Consider the following 21,073-nt stretch of genomic DNA (forward strand, 5'->3'; position numbering starts at 1 on the left):
TGCGAGCTCCAGGTCTGTGAAGTGGGAAGTTCGTGTGGTCCCCAGCGGGGGTTGGCTGAGCCGGGCGTTCAGGCGGATGAGATTGATCGCGGATGCGGTAACGAACTCGACCCGGTTCAGCGACCGCCCTTCTGGCCATGCTCGACCAGGCGGGCGCGGAACCGCTGAGCACCGAAAAGTCGAACCCGGGATCCTCGAGCTCCAGCCCGAGGGCGCACTTCCACTCGATCCGACCGCGGACCGCATCGGCGGCCTGCCGATCGGGCAGGTCCTCCGCGTATTGCAGGAGCGACACCAGCGCCAACTGGCCCGGCGACAGACCGGGACGTCCCCGCACCCCGAACATGCCCGCGAACTCCTCATCGGCGAACAACGGGCCCAGCGCATCCCGGATCCGCATCGCCATCGTGCCCTTGGGAAACGCCGCCCGGGCCACCCGTGCGGTCATCTCGGGGATCTTCGGCCAGGCACGCGGCTGCATCGACATCACAGACTCCTTCCGCTGCCCGGCGAAGGGAACCCGAGCGTAGCAACGACATCGTTGACCACACGACGACCAATGTGACGAAGGCGCCCCGAATTGGGCGACGGAGTCCTTCGGGTCGGGGCTGAATGCGGCCTCGTCAGGGATGGCCCGCTGGAGGTGGGACGGCCCCGGGGGTGTGTGGCGCGGGCCCGGAAGTGGTCAGGTGGGGCGGCGTTGCTGTTCGATGTAGGCGTTGATGAGGGTGAGTGGGGCTTCGCCGCAGGAGGCGGCGAGGTAGGAGGGTGACCAGAAGGGGCCGTGCGTGATGGCCGGGTTGAGCTGGCCGGGGAACTCCTTGCGCAGGTAGAGGGATGAGACGCCTTTCAGCGAGTTGACGAGTTTGGAGACCGTCATCTTCGGGGGGTAGTGGACGAGGAGGTGGACGTGGTCGTGTTCGCCGTGGAACTCGCGTAGTTCGGCCTCGAAGCTGTCGCACACCTCGATCATGATGTCCTCGCAGCGTCGCAGCATCTCGTCGTTGAACACGTTTCTGCGATATTTGGTGACAAAGACCAGATGGACGTGCATCGCGGAAACCACATGCCTGCCTCGCCGGTATTCCACTTCCTGACTCATAGACCAGATGATAATCTGTTCGAGTCGATCACAGGTGTGGGTGTCGCACGAAGGAGGGGGGTTCCCTCGTGCTGGCGGGTCGCAGGTACCGGCTGGAGTTCGACTTCGGGCAGCAGGTGTTCGCCGAGAGGCTGGGCGGGATCTGCCGCAGCGTGTGGAACACCGGCCTCGAACAGCGCCGTGAATACCGGCGGCGAGGCGCGTACCTCAGCTACGAGGAGCAGTGCGCGCAGCTCGCCGAAGCGAAGAAGGACCCGTACTGCGGGTGGCTCGCCGACGCCCCTGCCCAGGTCATCCAGCAGACACTGAAGGACCTGGACCAGGCGTGCCGCCGGCACGGCACCTGGAAGGTGCGCTGGAAGTCGCGGACGAGGTGGAAGCCGTCGTTTCGGTTCCCCACCGCGAAACACATCCCCATCGAGCGGGCCAACCGCAAGTGGGCCCGGGTGTTCCTGCCCAAATTCGGGTGGGTGAAGTTCCGGATGTCACGCCCACTGGGCGGGGTGGTGAAGTCCGCGACCGTCTCCCGCGACGGCAAGCACTGGTTCATCTCCTTCCTGGTCGAGGACGGCATCAAGGAGGCCGCCGCGCACGCGTGCCCCGAGCGGGGGTGCGGCGTGGACCGGGGCGTCGTCACCGCCGCCGTCACCAGCGATGGAGAGTTCTTCGACCGCCGCCACGCAGGAACCGACGCCGTCTCCTCGGCGGAACCCCCGCCGGCCAGGAAAGACGACCGGCAGGAGGAGCGCGGCTACCTCAACCCCGGGGAGAAGGAGCGCTACCTGCGACTGCAGCGTCAACTCGCCCGCACCCGCAAGGGCTCCAAGCGGCGTCAGCAGGTCGTGGCCGCGCTGAGGGACATCATGGTCCGAGTCCGATCCCGGCGGGCCGACTTCAACGCCCAAGCCGCCCACCGGCTCACCCGCCGGTACGGGGTCGTGGTCCTGGAGAACCTCAATATCGACGGCATGACCGCAGCGGTGAAGCCGAAACCCGATCCGGAGCTGCCCAGCCGCTACCTCCGCAATGGAGCCGCCGCGAAGTCCGGCCTGAACAAGGCGATCCTGGACAAGGGCTGGTACGGCCTGGAGCGCGCCCTGCGGAGCAAGGCCCGCTACACCGGGACCAGCGTCAAGCACCCCGTTCCACAGCACGCGCCACGCAAACGGCACGAGCTGCCGCATAAGCGGCACGGGAATCTCCGTCCTTTAGAGCGGAGAGCAGGTCAAGATCGCTTGATACCTAGTACGCGATGTTCGAGGCACGGCAGGGCGGTCCTGGCCGCGGCGGTCACCTCCGGGTCCACCTCCACGACCTGAATGCCCGGATTGGTCCCCAGATCGGCGCGGACTACACCGAGCGGGTCGACGAGCATGCTGCGGCCCACCCCGAAACCGTCGCTCGACTCGGCTGGATTGGGCGCCTGCCCGACGGCGGCGGTCCATGTCGTGTTCTCCAGCGCCCGCGCCCGGACCAGCGTGGTCCAGTGGTCCTCCTTGAGCGGGCCCGATCCCCACGCGGCGATGACCGCGAACAGCTCGGCGCCCTGGTCGACCAGCGCTCTGGCCAGCTCGGGGAAGCGGACGTCGTAGCAGGTGATCAGCCCGACGCGGAGCCCCGCGAGCTCCACCACCGTGGGCTCGGCGCCGGGGGCGACCAGCTCGGATTCCTTCGCGCCGAAGGAGTCGAACAGGTGGATCTTCCGGTAGGCGGCCTTGACGGAGCCGTGCGCGTCGATGGCCACGGCGGTGTTGTGCACCCGGCCGGAGCCCGGCTCGAACACGCCGGCGATCACCGCGAGGCCGTGCTCGCGGGCCGCCTGCGCCACACCGGACACGAACGGCCCGTCGAGCGGTTCGGCCAGGTCGGTGATGCGGCTGCCGTAGCGGGTCAGCGTCGCCTCGGGGAAGATCGCCAGGTCGGCGCCTTCGGCCTTGGCGAGCGCTTCGCGGACCCTCTTGAGGTTGGCAGACGGGTCAGGAGACACCGGGATCTGGCAGAGGGCGATTCTGGTCACGGCCCGACTCTAACCGGTTGGGCACCCGTCGAAACCAGGTCAGGCATCGCCAGATCCACTCGAGCGGGCCGTACCTGAATCTCGACAGCCACCACGCGCTGAACGGAATCTGTACGGCCAGCGTCGCCACGGTGATCACGACCACCCACCAGCGCGTGGGATCGGTCTTGAGCAGGTGGCCCGCCAGGGCGATCACCAGCGTGCTGGAGATGTAGTTGGTCAGCGCCATCCGCCCGAGCGGCTCCAGCGCCGCCGACAGCGGCGCCGACCACCGGGTCCGCAGGGCCAGCAGCAGGCCGGTGGAGTAGGCGGTGGCCCCGGCGAGCGCGGCCACGCTGTAGACGGTCCAGTTGTGGTTGGTGGTCCAGGCGGCGGTGAGCAGGGCGGAGGCCAGCGCGCTGACCGCGAAGACCGGCAGCAGCAGCCGCCCGGACGGGCGCGACTCCATCAGCGCCATGCCGAGCAGAAACAGCGCCGGGATGAGATATGGCCCGGCTCCGACCGACACCGTCCACACGACCGCGGCCACCCCGAGGATCACCATGGGCAGGCCGCCGGCCAGGAACGAGGCGGGCAGCAGCACCAGCGCCCCGAACGCCGCGTAGGCCGTCAGCACCTCGCCGCTGTAGAACACGCGCTGGAGCAGCCCGAAGCACAGCAGCCAGAACAGCCGGCGCACCAGCACCCACCGCCCGGCCCGCTCCAGGACCAGGACGAAGCTGATGCCGAACAGCAGCGAGAAGATCGGGTAGAACCGGCTCTGGAACAGCGCGTCGATGGTCCAGTCGATGCCGTTCTTGGGCTCATGCACGGCGTGCTGCCAGGTGTTGACCAGCATGATGCCGCCCACCGCGAAGCCGCGGAGCGCGTCGAGCTCTCGGATGCGCCTCACAGGATCCAGGCGAACCACCATGCGAGGAATCCGGCCGCCGTGACGGCGGCCACCGCCTGCGGCCATCCCCGCCGCAGCGCGAGCGCGCCGAGCGTCAGTACGGCCGAGCCGACCGCCACCCAGGTGTACGGCCAGGCCGAGGCGGGCAGGCCGACGGCCAGCGCGGTCTCGTTCTCCTTGAGCATGCCCCACACCGCCGAGCCGAGCAGCCCCGTGAACGCCGTCCCCGCCAGCCCGGCGAAGGCGGTCAGTGCCCGGCCCTTCAGCGCGCCCGCGACCAGCTGGATCAGCGACACCAGTGCGAACAGCGCGAACGGGGTGGCCAGCCAGGGCGACAGCGAGATCTGGTACGGGGCGCCGGTCGCAAGTACGTCGCCCGGGTTCAGCCGGGGGAAGACGGTCGACTTCTCGGGCGAGCAGGGTGCGGCCGCCCCGCCTGACGGGGTGTCCACGAAGGCCAGGATGTGGCGGCGGGCGCAGGCGTTGGCCAGGAACACCGCGTGGCCCGTGCCCGCGAACTCCACGAAGCGGGCATTGGGCAGGCTCTTGGCGGCGGGCTCGCTGGTCCTGGTCGGCGTCGTGGGGTCGTACTGGCCGCCCACCACGAGCACCGGGGCCTTCGTGGTGGCGTTGACGGGTGCCGACTTGGGAAGCTTCCAAGCATCACACACCGCTTTGTCACTGTTTACGGTGAAAAGTCGGGATTTTGTGGCGAATGTGTTGAACGGGACCTCGTCCTGGCACTGCACCGCGTTATACAGCCCGAACTCGTGGGAGACCAGCCCGTCGCCCACCGCGTCGGCGAGCGGGCGCAGCAGCTCGTCGTGGCCCTTGCTCAGCGCGTCGATCATCGCCGGCGCCACGGCGAGCACGTCGGCCTCGTGCAGCGCCTCCGCCATGATCGTCGAGACGTCGTCGCCGGTCAGCCGGGCGGTGAAACCCGTGCCGAGCAGTGGGTCCGTGGTCGGCACGCGGGCCGGGCGGGCGTTCAGCCGCTTCACCATCGCCTCGAACGGCTCGCGCAGACCCAGCTTGGCCACGGTGTCGGTTAAGTTTCGGTCGGCGTCGTCGTACCAGCCGACCTTCTCCGGCAGGTACGAGTCGAGCACCACCGAGCGCACGCCCGCCGGGTCGGCGGCGGCCACGTCCATCATCACCCGGGTCGAGTAGCTGACCCCGAACAGGTTCCAGGTGGGGTAGCCGAGCGTCTTACGCAGCTCGACGACGTCGGCGGCGATCTCCTTGGTGTTGTAGCCGCGCAGGTCCACGTCCTGCTGGGTGAGCCGCTCCCGGCACTTCAGCGCGGCGGCGCCGACGTCTGCCGACGGCTCGCGCAGCCGGTCCAGCATCGCCTCGGCCGTCTCCGGGCAGCCCAGCGTCGGCTGGGAGTATTTGCTGCCGCGCTGCTCCACGGCCACCACGTCACGGTCGGGGAACATCTGGCTCAAGAACCCGGTGAGCTGCATCGACGCCGAGGCCGGGCCGCCGCTCATGTAGACGACCGGGTCGGGCTTGCGGTCCTTGGCCGTCGAGGCGTGCACGGCGTAGCCGACCTTTATGGTCTTGCCCGGCGTGTCCCTGCGCTCAGGGACGACCAGGAAACCGCAGGTCGTATTGTCAGGCATGGCGACGGGACACGCGCTCTTCTCGACACCGCCCGGACCCATCACGGGCGGCGCGGAGAGGGCGAGTGCGAGGAGGACCCGGATGATCACGGGAAGAGATTAACGTGAAGAGATTAATCGAGGGGAGACTAATAGTGTGGGGCCGTGACGGAACCACTTGTATCCCGGATGCGCGCCTTCGGCACGACGATTTTCGCGGAGATGAGCGCGCTGGCCGTACAGACCAGCTCGATCAACCTGGGCCAGGGTTTCCCCGACACCGACGGGCCCGCGGCGATGCTCGACCGGGCGGTGCAGGCCATCGTGTCCGGCGCCAACCAGTATCCGCCCGGCCCCGGCGTCCCTGAGCTGCGGCAGGCCGTCTCCGAGCACCGGGCCGACCACTACGGCCTCGACTACGCGGCCGACGGCGAGATCCTGGTGACGGTGGGGGCCACCGAGGCGATCGCGGCCAGCGTGCTGGCGCTGTGCGAGGCGGGCGACGAGGTGATCGCCTTCGAGCCCTACTACGACTCCTACGCCGCCTCCATCGCGCTGGCCGGGGCCCGGCTGGTCGCGGTGACCATGCGGCCGGTGGAGGGACGATTCACCTTCGACCCAGACGAACTACGCGCCGCCGTCACGCCGCGTACCCGGGCGATCCTCGTCAACTCCCCGCACAACCCGACCGGGACCGTGTTCACCCGCGCCGAGCTGACCGTCATCGCCGAGCTCTGCCAGGAGGCCGGGCTGACCGCGATCACCGACGAGGTGTACGAGCACCTGACGTTCGACGGTGTCGAGCACATCCCCCTGGCGACGCTGCCCGGCATGCGCGAACGTACGGTGATGATCTCCTCCGCGGGCAAGACGTTCTCCGTCACCGGATGGAAGACGGGCTGGATCTGCGCCCCCGCCTCGCTGATCACGGCGGTGCAGACGGTCAAGCAGTTCCTCACCTTCACCGCGAGCGCGCCGTGGCAGCTCGCGGTCGCCTACGGCCTGCGCAACGAGCTGGAGTGGGTCTCGGCGCTGTGCGACGGGCTGGGGCACAAGCGGGACCGGCTGATGGACGGCCTGGCGGCGGCCGGGTTCGAGGTGCTCAGGCCGTCGGGGACGTACTTCGTGCAGACCGACATCCGGCCCCTGGGCTTCGAGGACGGGCTGGAGCTGACGCGGCGGCTGCCGGAGCTGGTGGGCGTGGTGGCCATCCCGACGCAGGTCTTCTACGACCACCCCGACCGGGGCAGGCACTTCGTCCGGTTCGCGTTCTGCAAGAAGGACGAGGTCATCGACGAGGCGGTCACCCGGCTCAAGCGCCTGTCGGCCTAGCAGTACCTCGGAAGTGTAGTTGTTCGGCTACGGCGAGGAATGAGCGCAGGTGAGCTAGGGTAGGAGCCGCCCCCAAACAGGGATCGCCTCTGGGCCCCGACCCCCCGAAGGAGACGGAATCGTGCTCACCGTCGGTGACCGCTTTCCCGAATACGCGCTCACGGCGTGCGTCGGCCTCGACCCCGAGCGGGCGTTCGCGGAGATCGACCACAAGACCTACGAGGGCAAGTGGCGCGTCGTGTTCTTCTGGCCGAAGGACTTCACCTTCGTCTGCCCGACCGAGATCGCCGAGTTCGGCCGGCTCAACGGCGAGTTCGCCGACCGCGACACGCGGGTGCTCGGCGTCTCCGTCGACTCCGAGTACGTCCACCACGCCTGGCGCAAGCACCACGACGACCTGCGTGACCTGCCGTTCCCGATGCTGAGCGACGTCAAGCGCGAGCTGAGCGGAGCGTGCGGGGTGCTCGGCGAGGACGGCACGGCCCAGCGGGCCACGTTCATCGTCGACCCGCACAACGAGATCCAGTTCACGATGGTGACCGCCGGATCCGTGGGCCGCAACGTCAAGGAGGTCCTGCGCGTCCTCGACGCCCTGCAGTCCGACGAGCTGTGCCCCTGCAACTGGACCAAGGGCGAGGCCGGTCTCGACGCGCGGATGCTGCTGGCCCAGTGAGCGAGCTGACCTACGGACACGGTGGCGCATGAGCATCGACGACCTGAAGACGGCGCTGCCCGGCTACGCCAAGGACATCCGGCTCAATCTGGGCTCGGTCACGACCACCTCGCCGCTGACCGACCAGCAGCTGTGGGGCACGGTGCTGGCGAGCGCGCTGGCCACCAGGTCCGGGCGGGTCATCGCCGCGGTCTGCGAGGAGGCCGCCGGCAAGCTGTCGGCCGAGGCGTTCACCGCCGCCAAAGCGGCCGCGTCGATCATGGCGATGAACAACGTCTACTACCGGGCCACCCACCTCATCGGCGACGAGACGTACGCGACGCTGCCCGCCCGGCTCAGGATGACCGTCATGGGCGATCCGGGCGTGGACCGGGGCGACTTCGAGCTGTGGTGCCTGGCGGTCTCCGCGATCAACGGCTGCGGCCGGTGCCTGGAGTCGCACGAGCGGGTGCTGCGCGACTCCGGGCTGCCACGCGAGCACATCCAGGAGGCGCTGCGCGTGGCCGCCGTGATCAACGCCACCGCCGCGACCCTCGAAGCCGAAGCGGCCCTGGTCACGGTCTGACGACTGCCGCGCTGACGGCCGCCGGTCCGGTGGTCAGGGTCGGGCGGTCGCCGTCCACACCTCCGGGGCGGAGGTGGGCTCTCCGGGTGTCCACCTCCGCCACGGTTCAGCCCTTGGCGCTCTTGGTGTCGTTCGCGTCCTCGATCTGCGGCGCGTCCAGTGGGGTCAGCGTCGCCGTCGCCTCCTCGTGGTCCATCCCGGTGGCCTGGAGCAGGTCCACGGCGATGGAGCGCAGCTGCGCGATGATGACGTGCGCCGAGAAGCCCAGCCGTTCGGGACGCTCCCGCGCCGCGACGGCGAGCAGCGCCTGCCGGGCCAGCATGGGCTCGCGGCCGGCCGCCAGTTCGAGCTGGAGCAGCAGCGCCGCCTCCGACACCTCGCGCATCGCCTCGGCCAGTGAGGTCGGCGGCGGGCTCGTCTCACCCAGCGCCGCCAGTGTCCGGCGGGCCAGCACCCTGGCGTTGCGCAGGGCCAGGTCCACCGGCACGGCCACGGTCTCGTACCTGGCCAGGCGGCCACGGCGGTGCCAGTGCAGCGGCGAGATCAGCGTGATCTCCTTGCTGGTCTCCACCGCCCGCTCGAACTCCGCGACCGCCGCCTGGGTGTTGCGCGCCTCCTCCAGCGCCTCGGCGGCCAGGTCCACGTCGCGTTTCTCGATCGCCTCCGCGGCCCGTTCGAGCACCGTGGACAGCGCGTCCAGCACACCCGACAGGTGCTTGGCGGCGATCGTGAAGGGGCTGGCGGGAAGCAGCGCCGCCGTGGCGATGCCGATGACGCCGCCGGTGAGCGCGTCGGCCATCCGGTCCCAGCCCCCGGCGCCGTCCGCGGGCACCAGGGCGGCGACGAGTACCGCGGACGACCCGGCCTGCGCCACGAAGAGCGCCCCGCTGTTCAGCAGCACCGCGGCGGTCATCGCCAGCGCGACCACCAGCATGATCTGCCAGGCGCCCGAGCCGATCCATGACACCAGCAGGTCGCCGACTCCGACGCCGAGGCTGACCCCGACCACGAGCTCGGCCACCCGGCGCAACCGCTGCCCGAGGCCCACGCCGACGCAGATCAGCACGGAGATCGGCGCGAAGAACGGGCGAGGGTGGTCGAGCAACTGGATGGCGACGGTCCAGGCGAGCGCCGCGCCGACCGCGCACTGCGCGATCGAGGGCGCCATGAGGCCGAACCCGCTCAGCCGTTCCCGTACATGATCGCTGAGCCTCGTTCGCACCCCTCTACCTTGGCGGATCTTTGTGACATTAGGGTCACATTGCCCGTATTCGGGCGTGTCGGGACTGTGGTGGTCACCGCATCAGGGGACGTCCTCTTCGCCCGTGTCCAGGGGCGGGAGGGCGGCCATCGCCTGCTCGCGGTCGCCGCCGCTCGCCTGGAGCAGGTCCACCACGATCGACCGGTACTGAGCGACCATCACTCCGGCCGAGAACCCCCACCGCTCATCCGCCACCTGCCGCGAGGCCACCGCCAGGATCGCCTCGCGGGCCCGATCCGGCTCGTGCCCCAGGGCCAGCTCCTCCCGGAGCAGCTGGGTCGCGTCGGCCAGGTCGCGCAGCGCGACCGGCAGCCAGGCAGGCGGCGGGTTCTGCCCTCCGAGGGCCACGACGGCCCGCCTGGCCAGCACCCTGACGTTCCTGACCGCGTGATCGAGCGGTACGGCGGCCGTCTCGTACCCCTCCAGCCGGTGGCGGCTCTGCCAGTGCAGCGGTGAGATGGTGGCGATCTCCCAGCTGGTCCCCAGCGCCTGGCGGAAGGTGTCCACGCTCGCCTGCGTCCCCCGCGCGACATCCAGCGCCTCGGTCGCCAGGCCGGGGTCGGCCCTCTCGATCGCCTCCGCGATCCGCCGGAGCGCGTCGCCCAGCGCCTCGAACATCCCCGACGCCTGCCTGGCCACGAGGGCGAACGGGCTGGCCGGCAGCAGGGCCATCGCGATGATCCCCATGACGCCGCCGACCAGCGCGTCGAGCATCCTGTTCACCCCGCCGACGCCCGTCGGAGGCAGCAGGGTGGCGACGAGCACGGCCGAGGACCCGGCCTGCAGGACGATCAGGGAACCGCTGTCCAGGAGCACGCCCATGGCCATCGCGAGCGCCACCACGAGCGCGATCTGCCAGGCGCCCGAGCCGATCCAGGACACCAGCACGTCGCCGACGCCCACGCCGAGGCTGACCCCGACGACCATCTCGACCATCCGGCGCCGCCGCTGCCCGAGGCCCACGCCGATGCAGATGATCACCGCGATCGGCGCGAAGAACGGGCGAGGGTGCCCGAGTACGTCCTTGGCCACCAACCAGGCCAGCGCCGCCGCCACGGCGCACTGCCCGACCGTCGGCGCCATCAGGACCAGCCTGCTCAGCCGCCGTTTCACCTGCACGAACCCTCGCCTACCCAGCTTGCGGCGCTCCATCGGCCAGGAACTCGTCCACGGCCCGCAGGAACGCCGCCCGCGCGGAGACGTGGATGAGATGCCCGACCTCGATCGTGACCAGCTCGGCCCTCGGAATCCGCTCGGCCACGGCCTCGACGTCGAGGTGGCTGGCGCCCGACAGCACCAGCGTCGGCGCGGTGATCGCGGCGAGCCCTTCGGCCCACGCCGGATCGGGCGCGAGGAACTGCCGCTCGGTCTCGTGCACCATCCGCCAGTCGAAGCCGGGGGACTCGCCCTCCTCCACGATCGGCGGGCGGTTCTTCATCGCGTACGGCGGCGCCGGATCCTCCAGGACCAGCCGCTCGACGCGATCGGGCCACGTCATGGCCAAGAGATAGGCCACCGCCCCGCCCAGCGAGTGCCCCACCAGCGTCGCCCGCTCGAAGCCCAGCTCGTCCAGCAGCGCGACGACGTCGCGCGCCATGTCGGCCAGCGCGTACGCGCCCGGGTAGTCGCTGGCGCCGTGCCCCCGCAGATCGATGGCGAAGACGTGATAGCGGGCGGCGAAGTGCTGGGTGATGCCGTTCCAGTCGTTGTGGTCGGCGGTCCGCCCGTGGATGAGCACCAGCGGGGGAGCGGCCGGGTCGCCCTCCTCCCGATAGACGAGCTTGATCCCGTTTACGTGCGCTTCGCGAATCACACCGGTGACCCTATCCCCGAGGCCGGCCGCCACGTTGGGCAGACATTGCCGGTGAGAGCCCGTTTGGCTGGTGGATAGCGTGTTCTGCGTGCCGCCTGGGTACGTCTGGGAGTCGCGCGTGTTCGCCGCCGAACCGTCGAATCGCTGAATCGTCGAATAGGGGTTGTGATGCCGGATCCGATAGAAGTGCGCAAGGTGCCGATCGAGAGCGTGACGGACGCCTCCGGGCTGGCGCGGCTGATCGACGACGGGGTGATCGAGGCGCACCGGGTGCTCGCGGTGATCGGCAAGACCGAGGGCAACGGGGGGGTGAACGACTACACCCGGATCCTGGCCGACCGGGCCTTCCGTGAGGTGCTGGCGGCCAAGGGGCATCCGGCGCCGGAGACCGTACCCCTGGTGTGGTCCGGAGGGACGGACGGCGTGCTCAGCCCGCACGCCACCGTGTTCGCCACCACCGACCCGGCCGGCGCGCCCCGATCGGATGAGCCGCGCGTGTCGGTCGGCGTGGCGATGAGCGACGTGATCCTCCCGGAGGACATCGGCCGCCCGGCGATGGTGGAGAAGGTCGCGGCAGGGGTGCGCGAGGCGATGAAGATCGCGGGCATCGACGACCCGCGCGACGTCCACTACGTGCAGACCAAGACGCCCCTGCTCACCCTGGCCACCATCACCGACGCCAAGAGCCGTGGCCAGGACACCGCCATCGAGGAGACCGGCCCCTCCATGGACCTGTCGAACTCCACCACGGCCCTCGGCATCGCCGTCGCCCTCGGCGAGATCGAACCGCCGCGGGCCGATCAGATCCACAAGGACCTGTCCCTGTACTCCTCGGTGGCCTCGTGCTCGTCCGGGGTCGAACTGGACCGGGCGCAGATCGTGCTGGTGGGCAACGTACGGGGAATCGGCGGACGTTACCGGATCGGCCACGGCGTGATGCGGGACGCCCTGGACGCCGACGGCATCTGGGACGCGATCCGCGACTCCGGCCTTGCGCTCCCCGAGCGGCCGCACCACACCGACCTCGGCGACCGCCTGGTGAACGTCTTCATGAAGTGCGAGGCCGACCCGTCCGGCCGGGTCCGGGGGCGGCGCAACATCATGCTCGACGACTCCGACGTGCACTGGCACCGCCAGATCAAGGCCACGGTGGGGGGAGTGGCGGCGGCGGTCACGGGCGATCCGGCGGTGTTCGTCTCGGTCGCCGCCGTCCACCAGGGCCCGTCGGGCGGCGGCCCGGTCGCCGCCATCGCCGACCTGGGATAGCGCGCCGCCGGGTTGGTACTACGAGCCAAGCTGGGGCTACGAGCCGCCACCTGGTCGCGGGCGTGTGGCCGCGTGTCTGACCGTACGCCGGGTCGCGGGTAGTCTCGGGCGTTGTGCCCAGCATTCCCCAGCCACTCGACCCCGGCGACGACGGCACGGCCGCGCCCGCCGTGGCCGCCGCCCTGGCCTCCTACGAGCGAGGCGCGGCGGACGCCACCGATGTGCTCAACGCCCTGACCGGCGCCCGGCTCCTCGTTCCCGTGGTCGCCCTGCTGACCGAGTCCGAGGTGGGCGAGCACGGGCCGCGCCAGGAGCACCGGTTGCGAAAAGAGAAGGAAAGCGAGATGGCGCTCCCCAAGCTCGTCGGCAAGGACGGCAGGGAGGCGGTGCCGGCGTTCACCGGCGCCGAGTCCCTGGCCAGATGGCGCCCCGACGCCCGGCCGATCCAGGCCACCCTGCTCCAGGTCTGCCGGGCCGCCGCCGGTGAGCGGGTCGCGGCGGTCGTGGTGGACGTGGCGGGGCCGGTGCCGTTCGTGATCCAGGGCGACGTGCTGGAAGCGCTCGCCGCCGTCGAGTCCGGCACGCTCGACGAAGTCTCCGGCGTGACCGTGGCCCACGTCGAGCCGGTACGCAAGCGCCGCTGGTTCTCCAGGAAGTAGTGTCGGCGGAGTGGAGGTAGTTGTCGCGCTCCTCGGACTGATCGTCGGCCGCTACGTCAGGACGCTCGCCGGCTGCTTCGTACCGAACCCCCCGGACACCCGCGAGGAGGCCCACGCCGCTCTATACGCCGTGCTGCGCACGGTGCCCGTGCCGCGCTGGCCGCCCACCGTCGAGGTGGCCACCGCCGCCGTCGCCGCCCTCGTCGCCTGGCGCGCGGGCCTGCCCTACGTCTACTTCGCCCTGGCCGGTACGGCCCTGGCGCTCATCGACTGGCGGACCACGAGGCTGCCCGACGTGATCACGCTGCCGTCGTACCCGATCCTGGCGCTGACCCTGCTGCCCACGGGGGGGCTGCCCAGGGCGCTGCTGGGCGCGCTGGCGCTGGCCGCCGCGTACGCCGTGCTCTGGTTCGCCCGGCCTGAGGCGATGGGGCTGGGCGACGTCAAGCTCGCCGGGCTGATCGGCATGGCGGCCGCGGCGATGAGCTGGCAGGCGTGGGTCGTCGCGGCCGTCGGCGGCCAGCTGTTAGGCGCTCTCTACGCCATCGTCCTGCTCCTCACCAGACGCGCCACTCGTGACACACAGTTCCCTTTCGGCCCGTTCATGCTGCTCGGCGCCTTCGCGGCGCTCTGTCTCGGCCAGTGAACACCGGACATCCCACTAGGCGGCACGTGGAAGACTTGTACGCATGTTGCGCTGGTTGACCGCCGGAGAGTCCCACGGCCCCGAGCTCGTAGCCGTCATGGAAGGCCTGCCGGCCGGGGTCGAGGTGACCACGGCCGCCATAGACGAGGCCCTGCGCCGCCGCCGGCTCGGCTATGGCCGCGGCGCCCGGATGAAGTTCGAGCAGGACCAGGTGACGATTGCCGGCGGCGTCCGGCACGGCCGCACGATGGGCAGCCCGATCGCCGTCCGCATCGGCAACACCGAGTGGCCCAAGTGGGAGAAGGTCATGTCGGCCGACCCGGTCGACCCGGCCGAGCTCGACGGCTTGGCCAGGAACGCCCCCAGGTCGCGCCCCAGGCCGGGCCACGCCGATCTGGCCGGGATGCAGAAATACGGCTTCGACGACGCCCGCCAGGTCCTCGACCGGGCCAGTGCCCGCGAGACCGCGGCCCGCGTCGCGCTCGGCGAGGTCGCCAGGCGCTTCCTGAAGCAGGCGCTCGGCGTCGACATCGTCAGCCACGTCACCTCCATCGGCGGCGCCCAGACGCCCACCGAAAACCTGCCCGGCCCCAACGACCTGGCGCGCATCGACGCCGACCCCGTCAGGTGCGCCGACCCCGAGGGCAGCGCCGCGATGGTCGCCGTCATCGACCAGGCGCACAAGGAGGGCGACACGCTCGGCGGCGTCGTCGAGGTGCTCGCCTACGGCCTGCCGCCCGGCCTGGGCAGCTACACCCACTGGGATCGCCGCCTCGACTCCCGGCTGGCCGGAGCGCTCATGGGCATCCAGGCCATCAAGGGCGTGGCGGTCGGCGACGGCTTCGAGACCGCGCGCCGGCCGGGCTCGCGCGCCCACGACGAGATCGAATACACTGCGGCCGACGGCGTCAAGCGCATCACCAACCGCGCGGGCGGCGTCGAGGGCGGCATGACCAACGGCGAGATCCTGCGGGTCAGCGCCGCGATGAAGCCCATCTCCACAGTCCCGCGGGCGCTGGCCACCATCGACGTCAAGACCGGCGAGGCGGCCAAGGCGCACCACGAACGCTCCGACGTCTGCGCGGTCCCGGCCGCGGGCATCGTCGCCGAGGCGATGGTCGCGCTGGTGCTGGCCGACGCGGCGCTCGAGAAGTTCGGAGGCGACTCCGTCGAGGAGGTCGCCCGCAACCTGTCCGGCTACCTGTCATCGATGGTGATCAAATGATCAAGGCCGTGCTGATCGGCCCCCCGGGGTCCGGCAAGACCACCCTCGGCCGCCTGCTCGCCGGCCTGCTCGGCGTCTCCTTCCGCGACACCGACGCCGACGTCGAGGCCACCGCGGGCAAGCCCGTCTCCGACATCTTCATCGAGGAGGGTGAGGACCGCTTCCGCGAGCTCGAACTGCTGGCCGTACGTAAGGCCCTGGCCGAGCACGACGGCGTGCTGGCCCTGGGCGGCGGCGCGGTGCTCAACGAGGAGGCGCAGCGGCTCCTGGCGGGCCAGCCGGTCGTCTACCTCCAGGTCGGCCTGTCCGACGCGGTCCAGCGGGTGGGCCTGGCCTCGGCCCGGCCGCTGCTCGTGCTCAGCCCGCGCAGCCAGCTGAAGAAGCTCATGGAGGAGCGCCGCCCGATCTACGAGCGGCTCGCCGTCCTGACGGTCGTGACCGACAAGCGCGAGCCCGCCGAGCTGGCCGAAGAGATCCTGAAGGGGCTCCCGTCATGAGCGCGACCAGGATCGCCGTGCGCGGCGACAGCCCCTACGAGGTGGTGATCGGCACCGGCGTGCTGCCGGAGCTGGCCGGGCTGTTCAAGCCGGGCGTACGCACGGTCGCGGTCATCCACCCGGCGGGCCTGCCCGAGATCTCCCGCCCGGTCTGCGAGGCGCTGTCCGGCGCCGGATACGACGTGGTGGAGCTGCCCGTGCCCGACGGCGAGGCGGCCAAGTCGATCGAGGTGGCCGCCGAGCTCTGGTCCGCCCTGGGCCGCTACGGCGTGACCCGCTCCGACGCCGTCGTGGGCGTCGGCGGGGGAGCCACCACCGACCTGGCCGGATTCATCGCCGCGACCTGGCTGCGCGGCGTCCAGGTGGTGCTGGTGCCGACGACGCTGCTGGCCATGGTCGACGCGGCGGTCGGCGGCAAGAACGGCATCGACACCCCCGAGGGCAAGAACCTCGTCGGCACCTTCCTGCCTCCGGCGGGCGTGCTGTGCGAGCTGAGCACGCTGTCGAGCATGCCGCCCGCCGACTACGCGGCCGGGCTCGCCGAGATCATCAAGGGCGGCTTCATCGCCGACCCCACCATCCTCATGCTGATCGAGGACGACCCCGACGCCGCCGCCACGCCCGAGGGGCCGCACACCCGCGAGCTCATCGAGCGGAAGATCCAGATCAAGGCCGACGTCGTCGGCGCCGACCTGCGCGAGGCCGGGCTGCGCGAGATCCTCAACTACGGTCACACGCTCGGCCACGCGATCGAGCGGGCCGAGCACTACACCATGCGCCACGGGGAGGCCATCGCCATCGGCATGGTGTTCGCCGCGGAGCTGTCCAGGCTCGACGGGCGCATCGGGATCGACCTGGTCGAGCGCACCCGGTCCATCCTCACCTCGGTCGGCCTGCCCACGACCTACCGGGCCGATGCGTGGCCGCAACTGCGCGACCACATGCGGCTCGACAAGAAGAACCGGGGCGCCAAGCAGCGCTTCGTCGTGCTCGACGGGCTGGCGAAGCCGGGACGGCTGGAAGCGCCGTCCGAGGAGCTCCTGGAGGCCGCCTACCGGGCGGTCGGCCGGTGACGCTGCGGCAGCCGGCAGCTTCCCGGGCCGCAGAGCCGACGTCTTTTCCCCGATCGTCGTTCTTTAACCGTCTTCCGCTCGATTACTTTGCACGCGTGTGGGGGTGGCGGCGGGCGTGGCGGCGGGGTTCGCACTACAGTCAGATGTCCTGACGCACCACGGCACGGCGGAGATGAACAGCAGGTCATGAGGCAATATCGCTCTTTCGTCGCTCTTGGTGACAGCTTTACCGAAGGTCTCAACGACCCCGGCACCAACGGCCACTACCGTGGCTGGGCCGACCGGGTGGCCGAGCGGCTGGCGGCCGACGACCCGTCCTTCCGCTACGCGAACCTGGCCGTGCGCGGCCGTCTGCTCGAGCAGATCGTCACCGAGCAGGTGCCGATCGCCGTCGAGATGGCGCCCGACCTCGTCAGTCTGTGCGCGGGCGGCAACGACCTGCTGCGGCCGGGCAGCGACCCCGACGTGATGGCCAAGCGGCTCGCCCGCGCCGTGCGCGACCTGCGGGCCACCGGCGCCGACGTGCTGCTGTTCACCGGCGTCGACCCGCGCGACACGCCGGTGATGCGGCGGCTGCGCGGCCGCTTCGCGATCTTCTATCTGCACGTACGCTCCATCGCCGACCTGTACGGGTGTCGGCTCGTCGACCAATGGTCCATGCAGGGGCTGCGGGATTGGCGGGCGTGGAGCGAGGACCGGCTGCACATGAACCAGGACGGACACCGGCTGGTGGCCGCCCGGGTCCTCGACGTGCTGGGCGTGCCGTTCGACGACTGGCACAAGGTGTGGCCCGAGCGCGTCCTCGACCCGCGCGCCCGGCGTCGCGAGGACGCGCAGTGGATCCGCGAGCACTTGGTGCCATGGGTGACCCGCCGCCTGCGCGGCGCCTCCTCGGGCGACGGCCTCGACCCGAAACGCCCCGACCTCGCCCCCTGGGTCCACTGACCAGGCTCAACCGCTGGCCTCTGACCAGGCCCGCCCCCTGCTGGCGGGCGGGCGGGTCAGTCTTCCGTTGACAGGCGCTTGAGGGCGGCTCGTGGGATCGCCGGGTCCGTGGTGCGCCAGAAAGGCGGCAGGGAGCCCAGCAGGAAGCCGCTGTAGCGGGCGGTGGCCAGACGCGGGTCGAGGACGGCGATGACGCCCTTGTCGTGCTGGGCGCGCAGCAGCCGCCCGGTGCCCTGGGCGAGCAGCAGGGCGGCGTGGGTGGCGGCGACCGTCATGAAGCCGTTGCCGCCCTTGGCCGCCACGTGCCGTTGCCGGGCCGAGGTGAGCGGGTCGTCGGGGCGCGGGAACGGGACCCGGTCGATGATGACCAGCCGCAGCGACGGGCCGGGGACGTCGACGCCCTGCCACAGCGACAGCGTGCCGAACAGGCAGGTCGCCTCGTCCTCGGCGAACTGCTTGACCAGCAGCATCGTGGAGTCGTCGCCCTGGCACAGCAGCGGCACGTCGAGCCGGTCGCGCAGCGCCTCGGTGGCGGCCTTGGCGGCCCGCATCGAGGAGAACAGGCCGAGCGTGCGCCCGCCCGCCGCCTCGATCAGCTCGGCGATCTCGTCGAGGTAGGCCTGCGGCAGCCCGTCACGGCCCGGCTGTGGCAGGTGCTTGGCCACGTACAGGATGCCCGCCCGTGGATGGTCGAACGGCGAGCCGACGTCGATGCCCTGCCAGCCCTTGTCGCCCAGCCCCCACTGGCGGGCCAGGCCGTCGAAGGTGCCGCCGAGCGCCAGCGTGGCCGAGGTGAGGACCACCGTGCGGTCGCCGAAGAGCCGGTCGCGCAGCATGCCGCCCACGTTGAGCGGGGCCACCCGCAGCGCGGGCGGGCGCCGGTCGGTGGCGCCCTCCAGCCACACCACCTCGGCCCGGTCCTCCTCCGAGGCGTGGCCGTAGGCCTCGAGCATGCGCACCGCTGTGTCGTGCACCTCGTCGAGCGCGGTGAAGGCGGCCTTGCGCTGGCCTGCTCTGTCGGGATCGTCCTTGTCGCCGCCGCGCGGGCCGAGTGCCGAGACGCACCGTGCCGAGGCGTCGCGTACCAGCGCCAGCGTGAGCCCGAGCACCTCGGGCAGCTCGTCGACGCGTCCGGGGGGAGCGGCGGCCAGCAGTGCCTTGAGGTCTTCGGCCGCCTCCATGAGCTGGTCGGCGATGGGTTGCTCGATGAGCCGCCCGACGCGGCGCACGGCGAGCGCGGCCGAGCTCTCCGACAGTTCGGAGGTCACCACCGAGGTCACCCGGTCGACGAGTTCGTGGGCCTCGTCGACGACCACCATGGCGTGCTCGGGCAGCACCGGGATGTCGCCCATCGCGTCGATCGCCAGCAGCGCGTGGTTGGTGACGACCACGTCGACCTCGCTGGCCCGGCTCCTGGCCAGCTCGGCGAAGCACTCGGCGCCGCTGGGGCAGCGCGTGGCGCCGAGGCACTCCTGGGCGCTGACCGAGAACTGCCGCCACGCCTGCTCGTTGACCCCGGGCACCAGCTCGTCGCGGTCGCCCGTCTCGGTCTCCTCGGCCCACTCCTGGATGCGCTGGACCATCCGGCCCGTCGCGCCGACCTCGCGGGGGTCGAAGAGCTGGTCCTGCTCGTCGTCCTCGGGCCAGCCCGCCGTCGCCTTGTAGCGGCACAGGTAGTTGCGCCGGCCCTTGAGGATCGCGAACGTCGGCTCGTGCGGCAGTTCCTTGCCGAGCGCCTCGGCCAGCCGTGGCAGGTCGCGGTCCACGAGCTGCCGCTGGAGCGCGATCGTGGCCGTGGAGATGACCACCGGCTTGTCGGCCTCCATGGCGTGCCTGATCGAGGGCACCAGGTAGGCGAGCGACTTTCCGGTGCCGGTGCCGGCCTGGACCGCCAGATGTTCCTCATCTTCGATGGCCCGTTGTACGGCCTGCACCATCGTGATCTGGCCCCGCCGTTCGCTCCCTCCGAGAGCGCTGACCGCGATGCTGAGCAGTTCTTCGGCTGAGGGAAGATGGGAGTCCGGCACGGCAGTAAACGGTACCTGCAATCGGGGGTCGACGCGCCGAACGCCGTGTGATCGTGTGGACGCATCCCGGCGTTCTGGGACGTCCACAGCGGCTCGCGTGGCACACTGAACGATCGGAACTCCAACTGGCCCAAAAGACCTACCTGGAAGTGGCCAGTGGGGTATGAGGTCAGATGGGGAGAGCCGGTTCAGTAGGGTTTACCGGGGTTGAGTGGACGGATAAAGGCTGGTTAAAGCAGTATGTCTGCCATGTCGGAAGTTGTCCCGTTGCCGTCGTTCGGCGAAGTGTTCTTCGATGCTCGAGGTCAGGAGCGGTGTCTCCGGGTCACGTGGCATGAGGGCACCCTGGTGCTCAGCCTGTGGCGAGGTGAGATGTGCACCGCCAGCTTCCGCATGCCGATGGACGATGTCGGCCGGTTGCTCGACACCCTCGATGACGGGTTCGCCGAGGCCACGGGCGAGCAGCCCGCCGTGCCCGCGCACGACCCGGGCACCGAGGTGATCCCCGGCACCGGCCAATACCAACGGCCGCACCAGAGCTCTCCACCGCCGCCGCACGAGGACCGGCCCACCGCCGCTCTGTCTCCCAACGACGTCCTGGTGGCAAGGGGCGCCCCGCCGCCTCAGGACAAGCTGGTCGCCTCCTACGGCGAGACGACCGCGCCGCCGCCGCGCGAGCCTCTTGGCCAGCAGTACGGCCAGCAGGGCTCCTACGGCGCGCAGCAGTACGGCCAGCCGAATCCCCGCGAGCCGTTCACCGGCCCCCAGTACACCGAGCCCGAGCCGCCCGAGCCCTTCACCGGCCCGCAGTACGCGGTCCCCGCCGCCCCAGACCCCTATAGCGGCGCCCCTCAGTACACCGGAGACCCCTTCACCGGCCCCCAGCAGTACGCGCAGCCGGCGCCGGTCCAGGACCCCGGCGAGCCCGTCTACCAGATGCCCGGCAACCGCCGCAGGCAGGCACCCAACACCGACCCGCTCGGCTTCCCCTCCCAGTCGGCCCCGCCGAGCCGGCCGCAGCCCGAGCCCTTCGCCCAGCAGCAGCCGCATGACCCCTATGGCCAGCGCGGATACCAGCAGCAACCGCCGCAGCAGCCGGACCCGGCCGGTCTAGGCACCCCGATGCACGGCATTCCGGGTGCGGGCCGGCCCCGGGAGCCCATCACCTACGCCAAGCGCGAGGCGTACCCGACGCAGGTGCCCTACCCCTCCACGGACGGCTTCCCGGCCTACCAGACCCCGCCCAACCCGGTCGACCCGCTGTTCTCGATGGGGAGCAACCAGCAGCAGGGCACGCCGTACCAGACGGACCTGTCCCGGCCCTACGTGGGCGACCCGATGTTCTCCACCGGTGAGCGGCTCCGCCCCGACCAGGAGTACGACGACGACAGGGACCACCGCAGAGAGTGGTGAGCCCGAGGCGGGCGGCCCATCTCATGAGCGGTACGCTGCCTTCGCGTGCCCGTGCCGAGGTGG

Annotated in this window: 20 protein-coding genes and 1 pseudogene; 12 read left to right on the plus strand and 9 right to left on the minus strand. The window is 70.8% G+C overall.

Translation table 11 applies throughout. The features are described from left to right. Positions 1–163: 163 nt before the first annotated feature. Positions 164–487, minus strand: a pseudogene (locus tag AB0L53_RS15130) (transposase); the annotation flags it as partial. 198 nt (positions 488–685) lie between these two features. Then, a complete protein-coding gene (tnpA, locus tag AB0L53_RS15135) occupies positions 686–1,102 on the minus strand; it encodes an IS200/IS605 family transposase (RefSeq protein WP_363993420.1) in 417 nt (138 codons plus the stop codon). A 68-nt stretch (positions 1,103–1,170) separates the two neighbouring features. On the opposite strand from tnpA, the gene AB0L53_RS15140 reads away from it, so the two are divergent. Further along, a complete protein-coding gene (locus tag AB0L53_RS15140; protein WP_363993421.1) occupies positions 1,171–2,421 on the plus strand; it encodes a transposase in 1,251 nt (416 codons plus the stop codon). Here AB0L53_RS15140 and AB0L53_RS15145 read toward each other — a convergent pair. From AB0L53_RS15145 to AB0L53_RS15155, 3 genes are read right to left on the minus strand one after another with little or no spacing between them, the layout of a single operon-like run. Further along, positions 2,328–3,119: a carbon-nitrogen hydrolase family protein gene (locus AB0L53_RS15145; RefSeq protein ID WP_363993422.1), complete on the minus strand. Its 792-nt coding sequence runs from the start codon at positions 3,117–3,119 to the stop codon at positions 2,328–2,330. The two genes, AB0L53_RS15140 and AB0L53_RS15145, sit on opposite strands and share 94 nt — an antisense overlap. Further along, the gene (locus tag AB0L53_RS15150; protein WP_363993423.1) at positions 3,079–4,011 is read right to left on the minus strand and encodes a DUF418 domain-containing protein; all 933 of its coding nucleotides are present in this window, start codon (positions 4,009–4,011) and stop codon (positions 3,079–3,081) included. The genes AB0L53_RS15145 and AB0L53_RS15150 overlap by 41 nt, the downstream gene beginning before the upstream one ends. Beyond that, on the minus strand, positions 4,008–5,726 hold the full coding sequence (locus tag AB0L53_RS15155) for an alpha/beta hydrolase (RefSeq protein ID WP_363993424.1): 1,719 nt from the start codon (positions 5,724–5,726) through the stop codon (positions 4,008–4,010). Before AB0L53_RS15155 ends, AB0L53_RS15150 begins: the two co-directional genes overlap by 4 nt. A gap of 54 nt (positions 5,727–5,780) precedes the next feature. Between AB0L53_RS15155 and AB0L53_RS15160 the strand changes: the two genes are divergently transcribed. The 3 genes from AB0L53_RS15160 to AB0L53_RS15170 all read left to right on the plus strand — a co-directional run bounded on the left by AB0L53_RS15160 (position 5,781) and on the right by AB0L53_RS15170 (position 8,185). Next, a complete protein-coding gene (locus tag AB0L53_RS15160) occupies positions 5,781–6,947 on the plus strand; it encodes a pyridoxal phosphate-dependent aminotransferase (protein WP_357941276.1) in 1,167 nt (388 codons plus the stop codon). Between the two features lie 121 nt (positions 6,948–7,068). Beyond that, positions 7,069–7,620 carry a peroxiredoxin gene (locus AB0L53_RS15165; RefSeq protein WP_363993425.1) on the plus strand — a complete coding sequence of 184 codons (552 nt, stop codon included), beginning with the start codon at positions 7,069–7,071 and terminating at the stop codon, positions 7,618–7,620. A 28-nt stretch (positions 7,621–7,648) separates the two neighbouring features. Then, complete coding sequence (locus AB0L53_RS15170) at positions 7,649–8,185, plus strand: carboxymuconolactone decarboxylase family protein (protein ID WP_363993426.1); 537 nt, start codon at positions 7,649–7,651, stop codon at positions 8,183–8,185. Between the two features lie 106 nt (positions 8,186–8,291). Here the strand turns inward: AB0L53_RS15170 and AB0L53_RS15175 are convergent, their stop codons facing one another. The 3 genes from AB0L53_RS15175 to AB0L53_RS15185 all read right to left on the minus strand — a co-directional run bounded on the left by AB0L53_RS15175 (position 8,292) and on the right by AB0L53_RS15185 (position 11,259). Continuing rightward, positions 8,292–9,407: an FUSC family protein gene (locus tag AB0L53_RS15175; RefSeq protein ID WP_363993427.1), complete on the minus strand. Its 1,116-nt coding sequence runs from the start codon at positions 9,405–9,407 to the stop codon at positions 8,292–8,294. An 81-nt stretch (positions 9,408–9,488) separates the two neighbouring features. After that, the gene (locus AB0L53_RS15180) at positions 9,489–10,565 is read right to left on the minus strand and encodes an FUSC family protein (protein WP_363993428.1); all 1,077 of its coding nucleotides are present in this window, start codon (positions 10,563–10,565) and stop codon (positions 9,489–9,491) included. Between the two features lie 10 nt (positions 10,566–10,575). Then, positions 10,576–11,259, minus strand: a complete 684-nt coding sequence (locus AB0L53_RS15185) for an alpha/beta fold hydrolase (protein ID WP_363993429.1) — start codon at positions 11,257–11,259, stop codon at positions 10,576–10,578. Positions 11,260–11,427: 168 nt separating this feature from the next. Between AB0L53_RS15185 and AB0L53_RS15190 the strand changes: the two genes are divergently transcribed. The 7 genes from AB0L53_RS15190 (at position 11,428) to AB0L53_RS15220 (ending at position 17,570) form a co-directional block, all read left to right on the plus strand. Continuing rightward, positions 11,428–12,525, plus strand: a complete 1,098-nt coding sequence (locus AB0L53_RS15190; protein ID WP_363993430.1) for a ring-opening amidohydrolase — start codon at positions 11,428–11,430, stop codon at positions 12,523–12,525. 113 nt (positions 12,526–12,638) lie between these two features. Then, entirely contained in the window at positions 12,639–13,184 is a 546-nt protein-coding gene (locus AB0L53_RS15195; protein ID WP_363993431.1) for an SseB family protein, read from the plus strand. A 10-nt stretch (positions 13,185–13,194) separates the two neighbouring features. After that, the gene (locus tag AB0L53_RS15200) at positions 13,195–13,830 is read left to right on the plus strand and encodes an A24 family peptidase (protein WP_363993432.1); all 636 of its coding nucleotides are present in this window, start codon (positions 13,195–13,197) and stop codon (positions 13,828–13,830) included. A 43-nt stretch (positions 13,831–13,873) separates the two neighbouring features. Beyond that, entirely contained in the window at positions 13,874–15,055 is a 1,182-nt protein-coding gene (aroC, locus tag AB0L53_RS15205; protein WP_357941294.1) for a chorismate synthase, read from the plus strand. Continuing rightward, positions 15,052–15,552, plus strand: a complete 501-nt coding sequence (locus AB0L53_RS15210) for a shikimate kinase (protein ID WP_363993433.1) — start codon at positions 15,052–15,054, stop codon at positions 15,550–15,552. The genes aroC and AB0L53_RS15210 overlap by 4 nt, the downstream gene beginning before the upstream one ends. Beyond that, positions 15,549–16,625, plus strand: coding sequence for a 3-dehydroquinate synthase (gene aroB / locus AB0L53_RS15215; RefSeq protein WP_363993434.1), 1,077 nt, complete (start codon positions 15,549–15,551; stop codon positions 16,623–16,625). The genes AB0L53_RS15210 and aroB overlap by 4 nt, the downstream gene beginning before the upstream one ends. A gap of 186 nt (positions 16,626–16,811) precedes the next feature. Continuing rightward, complete coding sequence (locus AB0L53_RS15220; RefSeq protein ID WP_358537763.1) at positions 16,812–17,570, plus strand: SGNH/GDSL hydrolase family protein; 759 nt, start codon at positions 16,812–16,814, stop codon at positions 17,568–17,570. A gap of 56 nt (positions 17,571–17,626) precedes the next feature. Here the strand turns inward: AB0L53_RS15220 and AB0L53_RS15225 are convergent, their stop codons facing one another. After that, complete coding sequence (locus AB0L53_RS15225; protein ID WP_363993435.1) at positions 17,627–19,597, minus strand: ATP-dependent DNA helicase; 1,971 nt, start codon at positions 19,595–19,597, stop codon at positions 17,627–17,629. Positions 19,598–19,846: 249 nt separating this feature from the next. Between AB0L53_RS15225 and AB0L53_RS15230 the strand changes: the two genes are divergently transcribed. After that, a complete protein-coding gene (locus AB0L53_RS15230; protein WP_363993436.1) occupies positions 19,847–21,010 on the plus strand; it encodes a hypothetical protein in 1,164 nt (387 codons plus the stop codon). The last annotated feature ends 63 nt before the right edge of the window (positions 21,011–21,073 follow it).

It is taken from the genome of Nonomuraea sp. NPDC052129 (genome assembly GCF_040680095.1).
Classification (GTDB): Bacteria; Actinomycetota; Actinomycetes; order Streptosporangiales; family Streptosporangiaceae; genus Nonomuraea.

What these genes read in the sequence shown, in the direction of transcription:
- tnpA (WP_363993420.1), bottom strand. Translation starts at nt 1,102, where the DNA reads ATGAGTCAGGAAGTGGAATACCGGCGAGGCAGGCATGTGGTTTCCGCG.
- AB0L53_RS15170 (WP_363993426.1), top strand. Translation starts at nt 7,649, where the DNA reads ATGAGCATCGACGACCTGAAGACGGCGCTGCCCGGCTACGCCAAGGAC.
- AB0L53_RS15190 (WP_363993430.1), top strand. Translation starts at nt 11,428, where the DNA reads ATGCCGGATCCGATAGAAGTGCGCAAGGTGCCGATCGAGAGCGTGACG.
- aroC (WP_357941294.1), top strand. Translation starts at nt 13,874, where the DNA reads ATGTTGCGCTGGTTGACCGCCGGAGAGTCCCACGGCCCCGAGCTCGTA.
- AB0L53_RS15210 (WP_363993433.1), top strand. Translation starts at nt 15,052, where the DNA reads ATGATCAAGGCCGTGCTGATCGGCCCCCCGGGGTCCGGCAAGACCACC.
- aroB (WP_363993434.1), top strand. Translation starts at nt 15,549, where the DNA reads ATGAGCGCGACCAGGATCGCCGTGCGCGGCGACAGCCCCTACGAGGTG.
- AB0L53_RS15220 (WP_358537763.1), top strand. Translation starts at nt 16,812, where the DNA reads ATGAGGCAATATCGCTCTTTCGTCGCTCTTGGTGACAGCTTTACCGAA.
- AB0L53_RS15230 (WP_363993436.1), top strand. Translation starts at nt 19,847, where the DNA reads ATGTCGGAAGTTGTCCCGTTGCCGTCGTTCGGCGAAGTGTTCTTCGAT.